Below are 15,184 nucleotides of genomic sequence, written 5' to 3'. Positions count from 1 at the left end.
GCCGCATTACTTCAGCTTGACGCCCGGGACGAGGTAACGCGCACCGCCCGGTCTGAGGATCGGCGCGAGCGCGGCAAACGGCGCGTCGAGCTGCGGCCCCAGACACGCGCCCGCCGCGTGGCCGATTCCGGATACGACGAACGACAGCTTGCCGGGAGCATCGAGTTCGAATGCCAGATACTGCGGGAACACGTCGGCGCACGACAGCGAATCGCCGTCGTCGCTCGTCGGCTGTTTTCCCGGTGCGGCTGCGTCGCGCAGCCGCGCAATGAACTTCACCAGCGCGGCGCTCGTTGCCGATTCATCGTCCTTGGCCGGCGCAGCGGCATCGATCATGCGATTCCAGTCGAGGTACGTACCGCGCAGCAGGTCGAAGGTGACCGGATCGTAGTGATTGTTCGGATGGGCGCCGCCGCAGTACGTACTGCCCGATTCCACGATGCCGAGCGCCGCAGGTGACAGCCACGTGACCGTTACCTGTTCGTCGTCGAAGCCGCCGAGCGAGCCGGCGGCCGGCCCGTCGTCGGTATAGCGCGTCGACGCGCATTCGAGCGCGGCGAGATTCATCCGCCAGTGCTGCTGCTCGAGCAAGCGGTTGACCCGTGCCATGACCCCCGAATCGGGGTGGCGGCTCAGACGCGGATACATGAGTTTCGTGCGCGGATCGCGCCACATCCGGTATGCGACGGTGCCGTCGCCGATTTCGCGGCCGGCCGGCTGTGCGTGCCCGGCGAGCTTCAGCGTCGCATACGGCGCCTGCCGCATGTCGATGGCCGCGCCGCTTGCGATGCCGCTGCCGACGCCGCCGGCGATACGATCGGAGAGGGCTTCGACGGAGCCGGGCGCAACCGCATCGGGATCGTATTCGGCGATGCGTCGCAGCGTGAAGTTCCGCGTTTTGCCGGTACGCGCGTCGGTCCACTGGCCGCGATAGCCATCGTTGTCCCGCGTGCCGCGCCAGGTTGCCGCTGGATGGGCGAAATCGGCGCCGCCGCTGTTTCGCGTCATGTCGCGCACCTCGTCCGGCAACGCGGTGCGCTCGAGCGGCTCGACGAGCTGCGCGGGCTGGCCTTGCAGCGGAATGTCGACACCGTACTGCGTATAGAAATAGCGGCCGGAGATCGTGCCGTCCGCCGCCGGCCGGCGGTCGAGTTCCATCACGACCTCGCCGGCGCCTTGCAGCACGCCGCGATAGACGACGCGCGGCGCGGCGTCGGCTGCCACCGCGCGCAGCGCGATCAGCGCCAGCACAATCCGGATCAGTGCGCGCATCACCAGCGGCACCCGGTTTGCTCGGACGCGTCGACGTCCAGTGCCCTGCTGAACGCGGTTCGCTTGCCGGTGCGCGCGCTGGTATAGGTCATCGAATAGATCATCGCACCCTGCGACATCATCTCGTACCGCCCATTGATCCTGCCGTCCACCATTTCGACCCAGGTCGTCGTGAACTGATGCGGGCGGCCTTCGACGAGCACTTCCTCATCGACGTGCTCGACCACCAGCGGCAGCGCCGTTTTCGCTTTCGCATAGCGGACCATGCCGCCCGACCAATCGACGGCGTCGTCGTAGTAGGTGCGCATCTCGAAGCGTACGGGTTTGTCGCCGTCCGATTTGAAGCAGTACACGTCGGTGGAAACCTTGGCGAACGCGGGCAGTGACGCGAAGAGCAGTAGGGCGATAAGGGTTTTTTTCATCATGATCCGACGAAGGGTGAAGTGCGGCATCAACCGAGCACGATCCGCGTGGCGCCCGCATCGACGAGCCGGAACAGCAAGTCCTCGACGGCCGCGCCAGGCGCCGAACCGAGATCCGCGTTGACCCGCCATCCGTGCTCCGTGCGCACCGGCTCCGACAGATAGTGAACGACGCCGTGCAGGCCGTCCTCGGCCGGCGCGCGTGCATCGTCGGTGTCGAACCACGCGAAGAACCATCCCTTGAACGCGTCGGTGGCCGCGGCTTCGTCGAAACCATCGGCTTCGACCGTCACCCAGTCCCACACGAATGGCTGGATCGACACGGCCGCCGTGTCGAGTTCGAACGCGAACGGTTCGAAATCCAGTTGCGCATTCGAGTCGACCGTCGCCGACTGGCCGGCCGATTCGCCTCCGGTGTGAACGAGATCGGCGCGGCACGGCAGCGCGAGCGGGCCTTCGGTGGCGAGCGTGCCGTCGGCTTTCCGGTAGGCCGGTTCGACGACGGCCACCGGTTGCGCCGCCGCTTGCGCGAGCAGGTCGGCGTAGGGCTGGCGGATGGCGCTGAGCAGTTCGGATACGGTCATCTTGGCGGGTCGGGTCAGGTTGCGAACGATCAATCACGGACGGATGGTGCGTCGTGCCGCCGGCGTCGAACGAGGGCCCGCATCGGCAGGGGACAGCCACGATCGTACGGTACTTCGGTGGCATGCGACCACTCGGCCGAACGGCCGGCTCGCGTCGCCTTGCGCACGCTCGTGCGGAAGTTCTGCGCGAGCGCCGTGCCGTCTTGCGCGAGTGCCATAATCGAGGCTGCCAATCATTCCAGACGTCCCCCGGAGAATTCTCATGCAGAACCTCGACAATCCTTCCCACGATCGCGAGGTAGGCAGCGCCGACGCGACGCAGGACACCACGCGCATCGACGACGTCCGCATCGGCGCCGTGCGTCCGCTGATTTCCCCGGCGCTGCTGCAGGACGAGCTGCCGGTGCCGGCCGCCACGCAGACGCTCGTCGAGGACACGCGCCGCGCGATCGGCGACATCCTGCACGGTCGCGACGACCGGCTGCTGCTCGTCGTCGGCCCGTGCTCGATTCACGACCACGACCAGGCGCTCGACTACGCACGCCGCCTGAAGGCCGCCGCCGATGCGCTGAAGGACGACCTGCTGATCACGATGCGCGTGTACTTCGAGAAGCCGCGCACGACGGTCGGCTGGAAGGGGTACATCAACGATCCGCGCCTGGACGGCAGTTTCCGCATCAACGAAGGGCTGCGCGCCGCGCGGCAGCTGCTGCTCGACATCAACGCGCTGGGCCTGCCGGCGTCGACCGAATTCCTCGATCTGCTGAGCCCGCAATACATTGCCGACCTGATCGCGTGGGGCGCGATCGGCGCGCGCACGACCGAGAGCCAGAGCCATCGCCAGCTCGCGTCGGGGCTGAGCTGCCCGATCGGCTTCAAGAACGGCACCGACGGCGGCGTGCAGGTGGCGTCGGACGCGATCGTCGCCGCGCGCGCGAGCCACGCGTTCATGGGGATGACGAAGATGGGGATGGCCGCGATCTTCGAGACGCGCGGCAACGACGATGCGCACGTGATCCTGCGCGGCGGCAAGAACGGGCCGAACTACGACGCCGAGCACGTCGAGGCGAGCTGCGCGGTGCTGCGCAAGAGCGGGTTGCGCGAGCAGGTGATGGTCGATTGCTCGCATGCGAACTCGAACAAGTCGCATGAGCGGCAGATCGACGTCGCACAGGATCTCGCGCGACAGTTGGGGCAGGGCGAGCACCGGATCGTCGGCGTGATGGTGGAGAGCCATCTCGAGGCCGGGCGCCAGGATCTGAAGCCGGGCGTGCCGTTGCAGTACGGCGTGTCGATCACCGATGCGTGCCTGAGCTGGTCGCAGACCGAGCCGGTGCTCGACGTGCTGGCCGAGGCGGTGCGGCACCGCCGCGTGTATTCGCGCAACGCGTGACGCGGCGTGGCAGCGGGGCAGTGCGGCGGGGGGGCGCCCGTCGCGTAGTTCGATGCAGCGGTGAAGATCTGTTGACTGTTTGCCATGTTCTGCTGATCGCCAGGCCGCGGCGTCGCTTTTCCGCGCCGCGCGCACCAACTATCCGCATGGTCATTGATCTGGCTCCGGCTCGCTCCGCCTGCCGCGTTGCACGCTGGACGCACGATCCGGCGAATGTCGCTACCATGAACGCCGTGCTGCACGCCGCGGCCCGGCCATGCCGGTCCGTCATGCACACACGCAGTGGCGGCGCGGCCGACCGCCACGCGACCGACGAAGCGCGGGGCGGCCATCCGCGGGGCGGCCATCCGCGGGGTGCTCACCGATCAGCCATTGCGCCCGCGTCGCTTCGCTCCCGGAATCAACAACAACCGAACCGGAGTGCAAATTACATGAAGTTCTACAAGACCCTCATCGCAGCAACCGTCCTCGCATCGAGCGTCAGCGCGCACGCGCAGATCGCCGGCGCGCAGCCGCTCAGCGTGACCGTCGAGCAATCGCAGGCGCTGCTCGAAGGCTGGAGCGTGAAGAAGAGCGTGCTGGGCAAGGTCGTGTACAACGACGCGAACCAGAAAGTCGGCACGGTGCGCGACCTGATCGTCGCGCCGGACGGCTCGGTGTCGGCGGCGATCGTGTCGGCCGGCGGCTTCCTCGGCGTGGCCGCGCATGACGTCGCGGTGCCGATCGGGTCGCTCGACGTGCGCAACGGCAACATCTACCTGCCGGGCGCGACGAAGGATGCGCTGAAGGCCACGCCGGCGTTCCAGTACGCGAAGGTGCCGTCGGCGCCGAAGCCGAAGAAGGTCGACGACAAGCATTGATCGACAAGCATTGATGCATGCGGCCCGGCCCGGCACGCGATGTGCGGGGCCGGCCGATTGCCACGTCGCGCCACGCCGCGCGGCGATCCAGCACCACCGCGCCCCCAGTCCCCCACTGTCTACGTAATTCTACGTAGCCCCGCATACGTAGTTGTGCGCTTGTAAGCCGCCCCCATCGCGCGGAATACTACGGCCCACTGCCGCGACTTTCTCGAGACGCGGCACGACGCATCGACGTCACGCGGGTTCGGCCCCACGCCGCATCCACTCAAAAACACATTGGAGACCAGGAGACGCCATGAATCGGGCTTCCAGTACCCTACTCTGGATCGCGGTCGCGCTGCTCGGCGCATTCGCGTTCGGGACGATCGCACTTGCGCACGGCGAACGCGTCAGCGCGCTATGGATCGTGATCGCCGCAGTCTGCGTGTATCTGATCGCATATCGCTTCTACAGCCGCTTCATCGCCAGCAAGGTCATGCAGCTCGACGGGCTGCGGATGACGCCGGCGGTCAAATACAACGACGGCCTCGACTACGTACCGACCAACAAGTACGTGCTGTTCGGCCATCACTTCGCCGCGATCGCCGGCGCCGGGCCGCTCGTCGGCCCCGTGCTCGCCGCGCAGATGGGCTACACGCCCGGCATGCTGTGGATCCTGGCCGGCGTCGTGTTCGCCGGCGCGGTGCAGGACTTCATCGTGCTGTTCATCTCGACGCGCCGCGACGGCCGCTCGCTCGGCGATCTCGTCAAGATGGAGCTCGGCACGGTGCCCGGCGTGATCGCGCTGTTCGGCGCGTTCCTGATCATGGTGATCATCCTCGCGGTGCTCGCGCTGATCGTCGTGAAGGCGCTGACGAATTCGCCGTGGGGCACGTTCACCGTCGCCGCGACGATTCCGATCGCGCTGTTCATGGGCATCTACACGCGCTACATCCGTCCGGGCCGCATCGGCGAAGTGTCGATCATCGGCTTCGTGCTGCTGATGGCATCGATCGCGTTCGGCCAGCACGTGCACGATTCGGCGACGCTCGCCGCGTGGTTCACGTTCAACGGCACGCAGCTCACGTGGATCCTGATCGGCTACGGCTTCGTCGCATCGGTGCTGCCGGTGTGGCTGCTGCTCGCGCCGCGCGACTACCTGTCGACGTTCCTGAAGATCGGCACGATCCTCGGCCTCGCGATCGGCATCCTGGTCGTCGCACCGGAACTGAAGATGCCCGCGCTGACGAAGTTCGTCGACGGCACGGGCCCGGTGTGGTCGGGCAACCTGTTCCCGTTCCTGTTCATCACGATCGCGTGCGGCGCGGTGTCGGGTTTCCACGCGCTGATCTCGTCGGGCACGACGCCGAAGCTGATCGACAACGAATCCAACGCGCGCTTCATCGGTTACGGAGCGATGCTGATGGAATCGTTCGTCGCGATCATGGCGCTCGTCGCCGCGTGCGTGATCGAGCCGGGCATCTACTTCGCGATGAACGCGCCGGCGGCCGTGCTCGGCTCGACGCCGGAAGCCGTCGCGAACACCGTCACGCAATGGGGCTTCGTGCTGACGCCCGACATGCTGACGCAGACCGCGAAGGCTGTCGGCGAGACGACGATCATCGCGCGCGCGGGCGGCGCACCGACGCTGGCTGTCGGCATGGCGCACATCCTGCACCAGGTGATCGGCGGCGAAGCGATGATGGCGTTCTGGTATCACTTCGCGATCCTGTTCGAGGCGCTGTTCATCCTGACGGCTGTCGACGCCGGCACGCGCGCGGGCCGCTTCATGCTGCAGGACCTGCTCGGCACGTTCCATCCGGCGCTCAAGCGCACCGAGTCGCTGCCCGCGAACCTGGTCGCCACCGCGCTGTGCGTGGCCGCGTGGGGCTACTTCCTGTATCAGGGCGTGGTCGATCCGCTCGGCGGCATCAACACGCTGTGGCCGCTGTTCGGCATCTCGAACCAGATGCTCGCCGCGATCGCGCTGGTGCTCGGCACCGTCGTGCTGTTCAAGATGAAGCGCGAGCGCTACGCGTGGGTGACGATCGTGCCGACCGCGTGGTTGCTGATCTGCACGCTGATGGCCGGCTGGCAGAAGATTTTCGATTCGAATCCGAAGGTCAGCTTCCTCGCGCACGCCGCGAAGCTGCAGGCCGCGGTGGACGAAGGCAAGGTGCTCGCGCCGGCGAAGTCGATCGCGCAGATGCAGCGGATCATCTTCAACGACTACATCGATGCGGCGCTGGCGGGCCTGTTCATCTTCGTCGTCGTGGCGATCGCGGTGTACGGCCTGCTCGCCGTGCTGCGCGCGCGCCGCGAGTCGAAGCCGACCGTGCGCGAGACGCCGTACGAGCCGATGCCGGCCGCGCAGGCGCTCGGCAGCGGCCGATAACGGGAGGCCGCGATGTTCAGCGATCTCGGCGGCGACCTCCGCAGCGCGGGGCGTTACCTCGGACAGGCGTTGCGGCTGATGGTCGGCCTGCCCGACTACGACACCTACGTCGCGCACATGCGCGAAACCCATCCGGACCGCGAGCCGATGACGTACGAGGAATTCTTCCGCGAGCGTCAGAATGCGCGGTACGGGTCGGGGGCGGGGAAGTGTTGCTGAACCCGGGCCGGTGAAGCCGCCCGGCAGGGCGGTCCGGTGACGGACCAGGAAGCGCCGCGAAGATATTCGCGGCGCTTTTTTCTTTTGGGAGCCGGGCGACGCGCGCGGGCGCTGCCGTCGCCGCCGCGTTTGACCGGCTTCAGCATGGCTCGCTCGGCGCGCCGGTATCATAGGGCTTTTGCTTTTTCCGATGAATCCGCGCAGGAGAATCCGTCGTGCATGTCGGTGAGCGTTTCAACAGCATTTCCCATCTCGTCGGCGCGGTGTTGTCGGTGGCAGGGCTGGTCGCGCTGGTGACGATGGGCGCGCTCGATCGCGATCCCTACAAGATCGTGAGCTTCAGCGTGTACGGCGCGATGCTGATCCTGCTGTACGCGATCTCGACGTTGTACCACAGCGTGCGCAACCCGCGGCTCAAGGCGATCCTGCAGAAGTGCGACCATTCGGCCATTTATCTGCTGATCGCGGGCAGCTACACGCCCTTCGCGCTCGTCACGCTGCGCGGCCCGTGGGGCTGGTCGCTGTTCGGCGTGAGCTGGGGGCTCGCCGCATTCGGGATCGCGCAGGAGCTCACGCTCGGACGGCGCACGCGCATCGTGTCGATGGTGCTGTACGTGCTGATGGGCTGGCTCGCGCTCGTCGCGATCCGCCCGCTGATCCATGCGTTGCCGCCGGTGGGAACCGCCTGGCTCGTGGCCGGGGGCGTCATCTACAGCGCGGGTATCTACTTCTTCATCAACGACGAGCGCATCCGCCACGGGCACGGTATCTGGCATCTGTTCGTGCTGGCCGGCAGCCTGTGCCAGTTTGTCAGTGTCGCGATGTACGTTGCGTGAGCGTGAGCGTGGACGGCACCGTGCGCGTCATTCGCGTCCGGCCGCTTGTGCTGCGCCGCGCAGCGCCTTGAACCCGACCCATCCCCAGTAGACGCGGTGATGCGCGATCAGCCCGTCGCGCAGATCCATCACCTCGACGAGATCGACCTGATCGCCTTCCGGCGTTTCGCGCGGATATTCCCATATGAGTTGCCGCCCGTTCGAGAACAACGTGCTCGTGCGGTGCCAGCGTCCGAGCTTGTTGCCCGGATTGCGCAGGCCCGTCGCGAAGAACTCCCCGATCGCGGCCTTGCCGTGCAGCACGCCCGTGCCTCGATCGGGCAGCGTGACGACGATCAGCGGCGTTTCGAGGATCGCGTCGTCCGCGTACAGCGACATCAGCGCGTCGAGGTCGCGTGCGACGACGGCGGCGTGCCAGTCTCGATGGATGCGTTGCGCATCGGTGTCGGCGTGGGTCATGGCGGGTTCCGGCAAGCGTGGATAACGGAACCACTGTATTGATGCAACGCCGCCGGACGTTTCAGCGCGAACCGAAACGTGGATGTCGCGCGCGCCGCCCGTCAGCCCCTCAGCCCCCCAACGCGCCGAGATTCAGTTCGTGCGATTGGCCGATCCACACCGCGCTGTCGCGGTGGTCGCGCAGTTCGTCGTTCGTGTTCGGATGCAGGAAGATGTCGAGCGCGCCGTGATTCAGCACGAGCCACGGCACGATGGTGTCGAACCGCGTGGCGTCGAACGCGATCTGATACGACCACGCAGGATGCGGGCCGACGAGGCGTTCGTGAAAGCGGCCGAGCTCGATGATCGCGCCGAACCGTTCTTCGACGACGAGGCGAAACGCCCAGGCCGCGTCGCGACTCGCGGCGTCGAAGTAGACGTGTGCGTGCCAACTGTCGATGGCGGTGGTGTCGATGGCGGACATGGCGGACTCGAGTAAAGAATGGGGAAGGCATGAGAGCCGTGACATACGGCCGATGCGCAATTATCGCGCTTACTCGTCGGACACGTCTTGTCTCAGAACGGTAAATCGGCGCGGAGGATTTGCCGCGCGTCAGCGAAACCGGCTCGTTCGATAGGATTTTTCTCACGTGCATCCATGCATGCCGCATCGCGCCGAAAGCCTTGCCGGGCCAAGCTTCGGCAGAAATCCCGGCGGAAATATGTCATTTCGAAAACTGCAAAGGCGATTCACGTGCTGCTTCGAATCGTCTGCGAAAACGCGATCAGGTAGTTGAATGAAATAAAGAAATTCCGCACAGGCGGCAGTCGCGAATGCGCGGATCGCGCCCCGGCTGCCGGTGCCGAAAATATCAATTGCGGAATCGGCTATTCAAGCGCACGGCCTCGCGGCATACGATGACTACACCGCATCGATCATCGAGATCGATGCGCAAACAACCATCTGGAGGCCATGATGCGATCCCTTGTTTCCCTTGCCGTTCTGTCCGGCGCGCTTGCCATGCTGCCCGTCGCGAGCTTCGCGCAGTCCGTCGACACCGAGTGGCAGAACGCCGCGCCGTTGAACTGGAAGGCGGCGCGTGCCGAGACCGACGTGCAGCTGATGCAGATGGCGCGCGCCGGCTATCGTGCGACGGCAGCCGGCAACCAGAACTATCCGCTCGCGATGCAGCGTGCGCTCGAGCGCGTGCACAACCCGTTGCCCGACCGCTCGCAGGAGGAGAAGGCGGCGATGGAACAGCGTGCGGCGCGCGACGCGCAGACCGGCCATCCGGTGAAGGCGTTCTTCGTGAAGACCGCGTACTACCTGAAGGGCGAGAACACCTTCTGATGCGGGAGACGAGCATGGCATGCGCGAACCGACTCCCCGCTTCGTTGCGCGCGTCGCTGATCCGCCGGCTGCCGGCGGCGTGCGCGACGCGGCGGCGGGACGACGTGTACGGCGCGCGGCGCCGCGCGAACGGCAATCGCGACGCAAGCCGCGGTGGCGTCGCGTGCCGCACCGCGTGGCCGGCATTCGATGCGGACGACGTTGCCGCAAGCGAGGACGAATCATGAAGGCCGTCCGGAAGGGCCGTCGCCGCCCGCCGTTGACGCGCGAGTGGCTGCTGCCGCTGCCGCCCGCGCATGTGCGCGACATTTCGCTGAAATGCCACATGGCGCTCGTCGCACTGCGCGGCGAGCACGGCAGCGAAACGTTGCTGATGCGGCTGCGCACGAGCGTCTATCTGGTGTTCCTCGCGCTCGACGATGCGGTATCCCCCGACGCGAGCATCGACCTCTGCGTCGAGGCGGAGCGCGTGCTCGACGCGAGCGTGGCGCGCGCCGCGCAAAGCGGCGCATGGACGCTGCACGACGACGAATGCGCGGTGCTCGAGCGCGTGCTCGCCGCGAACGACGCGTGTGTCGCGACGCTCACGCGACATCGGCTCGCCGAGCTGTGGAATCACGTCTGCACGTTTGCGTCGGCCGAACAGCCGGCGCTGGTCGCGCACGCGGCGGCGAAGATGCGGGAGCCGGCCGTTCTGCATTGAGCGGCGGCCACGCGACCGACGCCCGGGCCGTGTTTCGTACGAGTCCCATTCACGGGGGCTGACTCTCGCCGTCTAATGTCACGACAGGAGCCGAACGGGTTCGGTCGATGACGATCCATCCTCGCGTTTGCGACGATCGTGCGTGTCGGCGCGAACGCATTCGTTTCAGTCAGGAGGAGCGATGGCGCTATACAGGATCGGCGGCTATTTCACGTGCGGAATCGGCCGCGCATTCAGCGAGAACCTGCCGCCGGGCAGCGAAGTGAAGATCGCGGGCATCTATCGATGCACCGTGTGCGGCGACGAGATCGGCATTGCGAAATGGCAGACGCTGCCGTCCGAGGAAACCCATCAGCACGATCTCGATCCGCCGTCCGATCCGCTGCTCGATCCCGGCCCGACCGCCTGGCAGCTGATCGCGGCGGCGGAGTCGCGACACTAGTCTGGGCGAGCGGCGTGCGCATTGTCATGCGTGCGCGGATGCGCGGCGGGTCCGTTGAAGAGGCCCGACAAAACAAAAGCGCCACGGAGCGAACTCCGTGGCGCATTCTTGCCGCCCGCCTGCGCGGAGGCGCGAGCCTCCGCGTGGCAACACGCGCTTAAGCCGCCGTTGCCGACTTCGCCGGCTTCTGCAGCTTGCCCTTGCCGGCGCGCTGGATTTCGTCGAGCTTGATCTCGACGTGGCGCGAGAACACGTACTCGGCCGGACGCTGCTTCGCGATCGAGATGTCCGGTGCGAACGGGCCGTCGGTCTTGATGCCCTTCTTGCTCACGCGCAGCGCCTTGAGCGGATGCGAGATCGTGTCCATCACGGCCGTGGCTTCGAAGCCGCAGTGGACCATGCAGTCCGCGCACTTCTCGTAGTTGCCGACGCCGTAGTTGTCCCAGTTCGTGTCTTCCATCAGTTCCTTGAAGGTCTTCACGTAACCTTCGCCGACCAGATAGCACGGCTTCTGCCAGCCGAACACGGTGCGCGCGGGGTTGCCCCACGGCGTGCACTTGTACGTCTGGTTGCCGGCCAGGAAGTCGAGGAACAGCGACGACTGGCTGAACGACCAGCGCTTGCCGCCTTCGCCGCGCTTCAGGATCTCGCGGAACAGGTTCTTCGTCTTGTCGCGGTTCAGGAAGTGCTGCTGATCCGGCGCGCGTTCGTATGCGTAGCCCGGCGACACGGTGATGCCGTCGACGCCGATCGGCTCGAGCGTGTCGAAGAACTTCGCGACGCGCTCGGGGATCGCATCGTTGAACAGCGTGCAGTTGATGTTCACGCGGAAGCCGCGGCGCTTCGCTTCCTTGATGGCCGCGACCGCCTTGTCGTACACGCCTTCCTGCGACACGGAATGGTCGTGCATCTCCTTGTCGCCGTCGAGGTGGACCGACCAGACGAAATACGGATTCGGCTCGTAGTCGTCCATCTTCTTTTCCATCAGGAGCGCGTTCGTGCACAGGTACACGAATTTCTTGCGCTTCATGATGCCCTTGACGATCTCCGGCATCTCCTTGTGGAGCAGCGGCTCGCCGCCGGCGATCGACACGATGGGCGCGCCGCACTCGTCGACGGCTCCCAGGCATTCCTCGACGGACAGGCGCTGGTTCAGGATCGGGTCCGGATAGTCGATCTTGCCGCAGCCGTTGCACGCGAGGTTGCAGCGGAACAGCGGCTCGAGCATCAGCGCGAGCGGATAGCGTTTGTTGCCGGACAGGTGTTGGCGCATGATGTATGCGCCGACGCGGACTTGCTGGAGCAGCGGAATAGACAAGAGATGTCCTCCTTAAACTTCGCGGGCGACAGCTTGCGTAAGCTTCGCCGGCAACTTGAATTCGACTTTTTCTTCACGGCCCGCCATCGTCGTGACATCGACGGGCCCCAGCGCGCGCAGCGCGCCGATTACATCCTCAACCATTTCCTCGGGTGCCGACGCGCCGGCGGTCAGGCCGACCGTCTGCACGCCCGCGAACCATTCGGGCTTCACTTCCGAGCCGTCGGCGACGAGATAGCTCGGCACGCCGCTTTCGGTGCCGATCTCGCGCAGGCGGTTCGAGTTCGAGCTGTTCGTCGCACCGACGACCAGCAGCACATCGACCTGGCCGCTCAGTTCGCGCACGGCGGCCTGGCGGTTCTGCGTCGCGTAGCAGATGTCGCGCGTGTCCGGGCCGACGATGTCGGTGAACCGGCGCTGCAGCGCTTCGATGATGCCGCGCGTGTCGTCGACCGACAGGGTGGTCTGCGTGACGTACGCGACCGGCGTATCGATCGGCAGCGTCAGCGTATCGACTTCCGCCTCGCTCTGCACGAGGATCACCTCGGCCGGAATCTGGCCGATCGTGCCTTCGACTTCCGGATGGCCCGCGTGGCCGATCAGGATCAGCCGGCGGCCCGCCGCGACGTACTGGCGGCCCTGCACGTGCACTTTCGTGACGAGCGGGCAGGTGGCGTCCAGCACGTCGAGCCCGCGCGTTTCGGCGTCGCGTTCGACCGTCTGGGCGACACCGTGCGCGCTGAAGATCGCCACGGCGCCGTGCGGCACCTCGTCGAGTTCCTCAACGAATCGTGCCCCTTTATTACGCAGATTTTCGACGACATGCCGGTTATGCACGATCTCATGACGCACATAGACCGGCGCGCCGTGCTGTTGCAGCGCGCGATCGACGATTTCGATTGCGCGGACAACCCCCGCACAGAAGCCGCGGGGCTGGGCAAGGATGACTCGCATATATGAGCGAACTCCGACGACAGACGCCGGGGTTCGAGGAGCTGGCACGGCTCGCTCGCCCCGGCTTGATGTTATGAAGGCAGGAACGAACCGGCCAGGCCAGGCCCCGGAACCCCGAATTAATCGCGCATTTTAACCCTATCGGGCCGTCCGTGCTCTGGTGCTGTATCTAGCGTGTTGCATCCACAGCAGAGCCGCGTCGGCGCTGGCGCGCGCGGAACCCGGTAAACTGCGCGGTTTCGCGGGCAGCCGGTTCGGTTGCCCGGCGTCGCGCTCATTTCAAGGCCATTCGATGACCGTCGATTCTTACGCGTATTGCCCTGCCGCCGGTGCGGTCATGGGCGTTTTGACTCCGACCCTCAATATGCTCGACCGATCGTGCGCCGCGGGCGGCCGCGCCGTTCGCGCTGGTGTGCGGCAGGAGGCTTGCCGATGATGCTGGCGATTACCTTCCTGGTGTCCGGCCTGTCGCTGCTGATCTGGATCGTGCTGCTCGTCGCGCGCGGCGGTTTCTGGCGCGCGCGGCCCGCGCGGGCGTTGCCGCCGCAGGCGCGCGGCGCGGCGGCCGAGGCCGGCTGGCCGGCCGTCGTCGCGGTCGTGCCGGCGCGCAACGAGGTCGACGTGATCGCCCAGGCGGCGACGTCGTTGCTCGAGCAGGACTACCCGGGCGATTTTCATTTGATCATCGTCGACGACCACAGCGACGACGGCACCGCCGACGTGGCCCGCGCGGCCGCGCTCGCGATCAACCGCGCCGAGCGCCTGACGGTGCTGGCCGCGAAGCCGCTGCCGTCCGGCTGGTCGGGCAAGGTATGGGCGCAGTCGCAGGGCATCGCGGCGGTGCGCACGCTCGGGCTGCCGGCCGACTACCTGCTGCTGACGGATGCCGACATCGGCCATCCGCCCGACGCCGTCGCCCAACTCGTCACGCGCGCGCAGGCCGAACAGCGCGACCTCGTGTCGCTGATGGTGCGGTTGCGCTGCGATTCGTTCTGGGAGAAGGCGCTGATTCCGGCGTTCGTGTTCTTCTTCGCGAAGCTCTATCCGTTCTCGTGGATCAACAATCCGCGCAACCGGACGGCCGGCGCCGCGGGCGGCTGCATGCTGGTCAAGCGCAGCGCGCTCGAGGAGGCGGGCGGCATCGAATCGATCCGCGGCGCGCTGATCGACGACTGCAGCCTCGCCGCGCAGATCAAGCATCGCGGCAGCGGCCGGCATCCGATCCGGCTCGATCTGGCCGAGCGCAGCGTGTCGCTGCGTCCGTACGACAGCTGGCGCGACATCTGGAACATGATCGCGCGCACCGCGTTCACGCAGCTTCATTATTCGCCGCTGCTGCTCGCCGGCACGCTGCTCGGGATGACGATCATCTACCTCGTGCCGCCCGTCGCCGCGCTGGTCTACGGCGCGCGCGCGTGGCCGGCGTGGCTCGCGTGGGCGTCGATGTGCACCGCGTATGCGCCGATGCTGCGCTACTACCGGCGCTCGCCGCTGTGGGCGCCCGCGTTGCCGCTGGTCGCGCTGTTCTACGTCGGTGCGACGTTCGCGTCCGCGTGGCGCTACTGGCGCGGCAAGGGCGGCCAGTGGAAGGCGCGGGTGCAGGCGCCGGTGGAGCGTTGAACTGAATGATGCCGGCGTGTGCCGGCTGACTTCCAGGCCTCGGAAAGCAGACAGCCCGATCGGTGTGGACCGATCGGGCTGTCTGCTTTCTGTTGCGCTACGTCGAACACCAATGAGCGATCAGGTGATACCGAATTCCGACATGCTGGAGCGCAGCGTTGCGCCGCATGTCGTCTTGTGCCCATCGAACGCTACCGGGCGACCCTCAACCACGAAGTTCGGGTCGCCTTCCGCGATTACGCAGACTTGATGCCCTTCAATCGGGCAGATACAGGGATCGCCCATTCGGGCGACTGCTTTGCCGTCTACGTCAAAATTTGATGCGCCGCCCTGGACTTGTCCACCATGGTCGGTCGCGTCACCTACTCGAATAACGTTACGCATCGGTCGTCGCT

General features: G+C 66.4%; 18 protein-coding genes. 10 read left to right on the top strand and 8 right to left on the bottom strand.

Annotation, left to right across the window (positions count from 1 at the left end; all coding sequences use genetic code 11):
- Positions 1-6: 6 nt before the first annotated feature.
- Genes ACP26O_RS22275 through ACP26O_RS22265 form a run of 3 tightly spaced genes read right to left on the bottom strand, consistent with a single transcriptional unit; the run spans position 7 to position 2,278 of the window.
- The gene (locus ACP26O_RS22275) at positions 7-1,272 is read right to left on the bottom strand and encodes a hypothetical protein (RefSeq protein ID WP_175664297.1); all 1,266 of its coding nucleotides are present in this window, start codon (positions 1,270-1,272) and stop codon (positions 7-9) included.
- The gene (locus tag ACP26O_RS22270) at positions 1,272-1,724 is read right to left on the bottom strand and encodes a hypothetical protein (RefSeq protein ID WP_241244795.1); all 453 of its coding nucleotides are present in this window, start codon (positions 1,722-1,724) and stop codon (positions 1,272-1,274) included. Before ACP26O_RS22270 ends, ACP26O_RS22275 begins: the two co-directional genes overlap by 1 nt.
- A complete protein-coding gene (locus ACP26O_RS22265) occupies positions 1,724-2,278 on the bottom strand; it encodes a hypothetical protein (RefSeq protein ID WP_175664296.1) in 555 nt (184 codons plus the stop codon). Before ACP26O_RS22265 ends, ACP26O_RS22270 begins: the two co-directional genes overlap by 1 nt.
- A 262-nt stretch (positions 2,279-2,540) precedes the next feature.
- On the opposite strand from ACP26O_RS22265, the gene ACP26O_RS22260 reads away from it, so the two are divergent.
- From ACP26O_RS22260 to trhA, 5 genes are all read left to right on the top strand, one after another.
- Entirely contained in the window at positions 2,541-3,671 is a 1,131-nt protein-coding gene (locus ACP26O_RS22260; RefSeq protein ID WP_012367089.1) for a 3-deoxy-7-phosphoheptulonate synthase, read from the top strand.
- A gap of 431 nt (positions 3,672-4,102) precedes the next feature.
- Positions 4,103-4,531, top strand: coding sequence for a PRC-barrel domain-containing protein (locus ACP26O_RS22255; RefSeq protein ID WP_006750226.1), 429 nt, complete (start codon positions 4,103-4,105; stop codon positions 4,529-4,531).
- Positions 4,532-4,829: 298 nt separating this feature from the next.
- Complete coding sequence (locus ACP26O_RS22250; RefSeq protein ID WP_175664295.1) at positions 4,830-6,908, top strand: carbon starvation CstA family protein; 2,079 nt, start codon at positions 4,830-4,832, stop codon at positions 6,906-6,908.
- 12 nt (positions 6,909-6,920) lie between these two features.
- Positions 6,921-7,127, top strand: coding sequence for a YbdD/YjiX family protein (locus ACP26O_RS22245; RefSeq protein ID WP_006761279.1), 207 nt, complete (start codon positions 6,921-6,923; stop codon positions 7,125-7,127).
- Positions 7,128-7,342: 215 nt separating this feature from the next.
- A complete protein-coding gene (trhA, locus tag ACP26O_RS22240; protein ID WP_006761278.1) occupies positions 7,343-7,963 on the top strand; it encodes a PAQR family membrane homeostasis protein TrhA in 621 nt (206 codons plus the stop codon).
- 27 nt (positions 7,964-7,990) lie between these two features.
- Here the strand turns inward: trhA and ACP26O_RS22235 are convergent, their stop codons facing one another.
- Both ACP26O_RS22235 and ACP26O_RS22230 read right to left on the bottom strand, forming a co-directional pair.
- Positions 7,991-8,422 (bottom strand): nuclear transport factor 2 family protein, encoded by a 432-nt coding sequence (locus ACP26O_RS22235; RefSeq protein WP_175664294.1) that lies wholly within the window; start codon positions 8,420-8,422, stop codon positions 7,991-7,993.
- Between the two features lie 109 nt (positions 8,423-8,531).
- Complete coding sequence (locus ACP26O_RS22230) at positions 8,532-8,885, bottom strand: DOPA 4,5-dioxygenase family protein (RefSeq protein ID WP_175664293.1); 354 nt, start codon at positions 8,883-8,885, stop codon at positions 8,532-8,534.
- Positions 8,886-9,377: 492 nt separating this feature from the next.
- Between ACP26O_RS22230 and ACP26O_RS22225 the strand changes: the two genes are divergently transcribed.
- The 4 genes from ACP26O_RS22225 to ACP26O_RS22210 all read left to right on the top strand — a co-directional run bounded on the left by ACP26O_RS22225 (position 9,378) and on the right by ACP26O_RS22210 (position 10,897).
- Positions 9,378-9,752, top strand: coding sequence for a hypothetical protein (locus ACP26O_RS22225; RefSeq protein WP_175664292.1), 375 nt, complete (start codon positions 9,378-9,380; stop codon positions 9,750-9,752).
- Between the two features lie 14 nt (positions 9,753-9,766).
- Entirely contained in the window at positions 9,767-9,979 is a 213-nt protein-coding gene (locus ACP26O_RS22220; protein ID WP_175664291.1) for a hypothetical protein, read from the top strand.
- A complete protein-coding gene (locus ACP26O_RS22215) occupies positions 9,976-10,455 on the top strand; it encodes a hypothetical protein (protein WP_011659820.1) in 480 nt (159 codons plus the stop codon). The genes ACP26O_RS22220 and ACP26O_RS22215 overlap by 4 nt, the downstream gene beginning before the upstream one ends.
- Before the next feature lie 181 nt (positions 10,456-10,636).
- Positions 10,637-10,897: a hypothetical protein gene (locus tag ACP26O_RS22210; RefSeq protein ID WP_006750234.1), complete on the top strand. Its 261-nt coding sequence runs from the start codon at positions 10,637-10,639 to the stop codon at positions 10,895-10,897.
- Between the two features lie 157 nt (positions 10,898-11,054).
- On the opposite strand, the gene hpnH is transcribed toward ACP26O_RS22210, so the two are convergent.
- Together hpnH and ispH are read right to left on the bottom strand one after the other, a co-directional pair.
- On the bottom strand, positions 11,055-12,215 hold the full coding sequence (hpnH, locus tag ACP26O_RS22205; RefSeq protein ID WP_011659819.1) for an adenosyl-hopene transferase HpnH: 1,161 nt from the start codon (positions 12,213-12,215) through the stop codon (positions 11,055-11,057).
- Positions 12,216-12,227: 12 nt separating this feature from the next.
- Positions 12,228-13,169: a 4-hydroxy-3-methylbut-2-enyl diphosphate reductase gene (gene ispH / locus ACP26O_RS22200; RefSeq protein WP_175664290.1), complete on the bottom strand. Its 942-nt coding sequence runs from the start codon at positions 13,167-13,169 to the stop codon at positions 12,228-12,230.
- Between the two features lie 432 nt (positions 13,170-13,601).
- On the opposite strand from ispH, the gene ACP26O_RS22195 reads away from it, so the two are divergent.
- Entirely contained in the window at positions 13,602-14,789 is a 1,188-nt protein-coding gene (locus ACP26O_RS22195) for a glycosyltransferase (RefSeq protein ID WP_175664289.1), read from the top strand.
- Between the two features lie 120 nt (positions 14,790-14,909).
- Here the strand turns inward: ACP26O_RS22195 and ACP26O_RS22190 are convergent, their stop codons facing one another.
- Entirely contained in the window at positions 14,910-15,173 is a 264-nt protein-coding gene (locus tag ACP26O_RS22190; RefSeq protein WP_175659974.1) for a PAAR domain-containing protein, read from the bottom strand.
- Positions 15,174-15,184: the final 11 nt, after the last annotated feature.

This window comes from Burkholderia sp. R-40 (assembly GCF_049942845.1).
Taxonomy (GTDB): Bacteria; Pseudomonadota; Gammaproteobacteria; order Burkholderiales; family Burkholderiaceae; genus Burkholderia; species Burkholderia ambifaria.
Note: the sequence above shows the minus strand (reverse complement) of the source record. Positions and strands in the feature narration are given on the sequence as shown.

Excerpts from the sequence above, each read along its gene's own strand:
- ACP26O_RS22250 (WP_175664295.1), top strand. The coding sequence starts at position 4,830 with ATGAATCGGGCTTCCAGTACCCTACTCTGGATCGCGGTCGCGCTGCTC.
- ACP26O_RS22210 (WP_006750234.1), top strand. The coding sequence starts at position 10,637 with ATGGCGCTATACAGGATCGGCGGCTATTTCACGTGCGGAATCGGCCGC.
- ACP26O_RS22245 (WP_006761279.1), top strand. The coding sequence starts at position 6,921 with ATGTTCAGCGATCTCGGCGGCGACCTCCGCAGCGCGGGGCGTTACCTC.
- ACP26O_RS22190 (WP_175659974.1), bottom strand. The coding sequence starts at position 15,173 with ATGCGTAACGTTATTCGAGTAGGTGACGCGACCGACCATGGTGGACAA.
- ACP26O_RS22260 (WP_012367089.1), top strand. The coding sequence starts at position 2,541 with ATGCAGAACCTCGACAATCCTTCCCACGATCGCGAGGTAGGCAGCGCC.
- ACP26O_RS22220 (WP_175664291.1), top strand. The coding sequence starts at position 9,767 with ATGGCATGCGCGAACCGACTCCCCGCTTCGTTGCGCGCGTCGCTGATC.
- ispH (WP_175664290.1), bottom strand. The coding sequence starts at position 13,169 with ATGCGAGTCATCCTTGCCCAGCCCCGCGGCTTCTGTGCGGGGGTTGTC.
- ACP26O_RS22195 (WP_175664289.1), top strand. The coding sequence starts at position 13,602 with ATGATGCTGGCGATTACCTTCCTGGTGTCCGGCCTGTCGCTGCTGATC.
- ACP26O_RS22265 (WP_175664296.1), bottom strand. The coding sequence starts at position 2,278 with ATGACCGTATCCGAACTGCTCAGCGCCATCCGCCAGCCCTACGCCGAC.
- ACP26O_RS22230 (WP_175664293.1), bottom strand. The coding sequence starts at position 8,885 with ATGTCCGCCATCGACACCACCGCCATCGACAGTTGGCACGCACACGTC.
- ACP26O_RS22270 (WP_241244795.1), bottom strand. The coding sequence starts at position 1,724 with ATGCCGCACTTCACCCTTCGTCGGATCATGATGAAAAAAACCCTTATC.
- ACP26O_RS22215 (WP_011659820.1), top strand. The coding sequence starts at position 9,976 with ATGAAGGCCGTCCGGAAGGGCCGTCGCCGCCCGCCGTTGACGCGCGAG.
- ACP26O_RS22225 (WP_175664292.1), top strand. The coding sequence starts at position 9,378 with ATGCGATCCCTTGTTTCCCTTGCCGTTCTGTCCGGCGCGCTTGCCATG.
- ACP26O_RS22255 (WP_006750226.1), top strand. The coding sequence starts at position 4,103 with ATGAAGTTCTACAAGACCCTCATCGCAGCAACCGTCCTCGCATCGAGC.
- ACP26O_RS22235 (WP_175664294.1), bottom strand. The coding sequence starts at position 8,422 with ATGACCCACGCCGACACCGATGCGCAACGCATCCATCGAGACTGGCAC.
- ACP26O_RS22275 (WP_175664297.1), bottom strand. The coding sequence starts at position 1,272 with ATGCGCGCACTGATCCGGATTGTGCTGGCGCTGATCGCGCTGCGCGCG.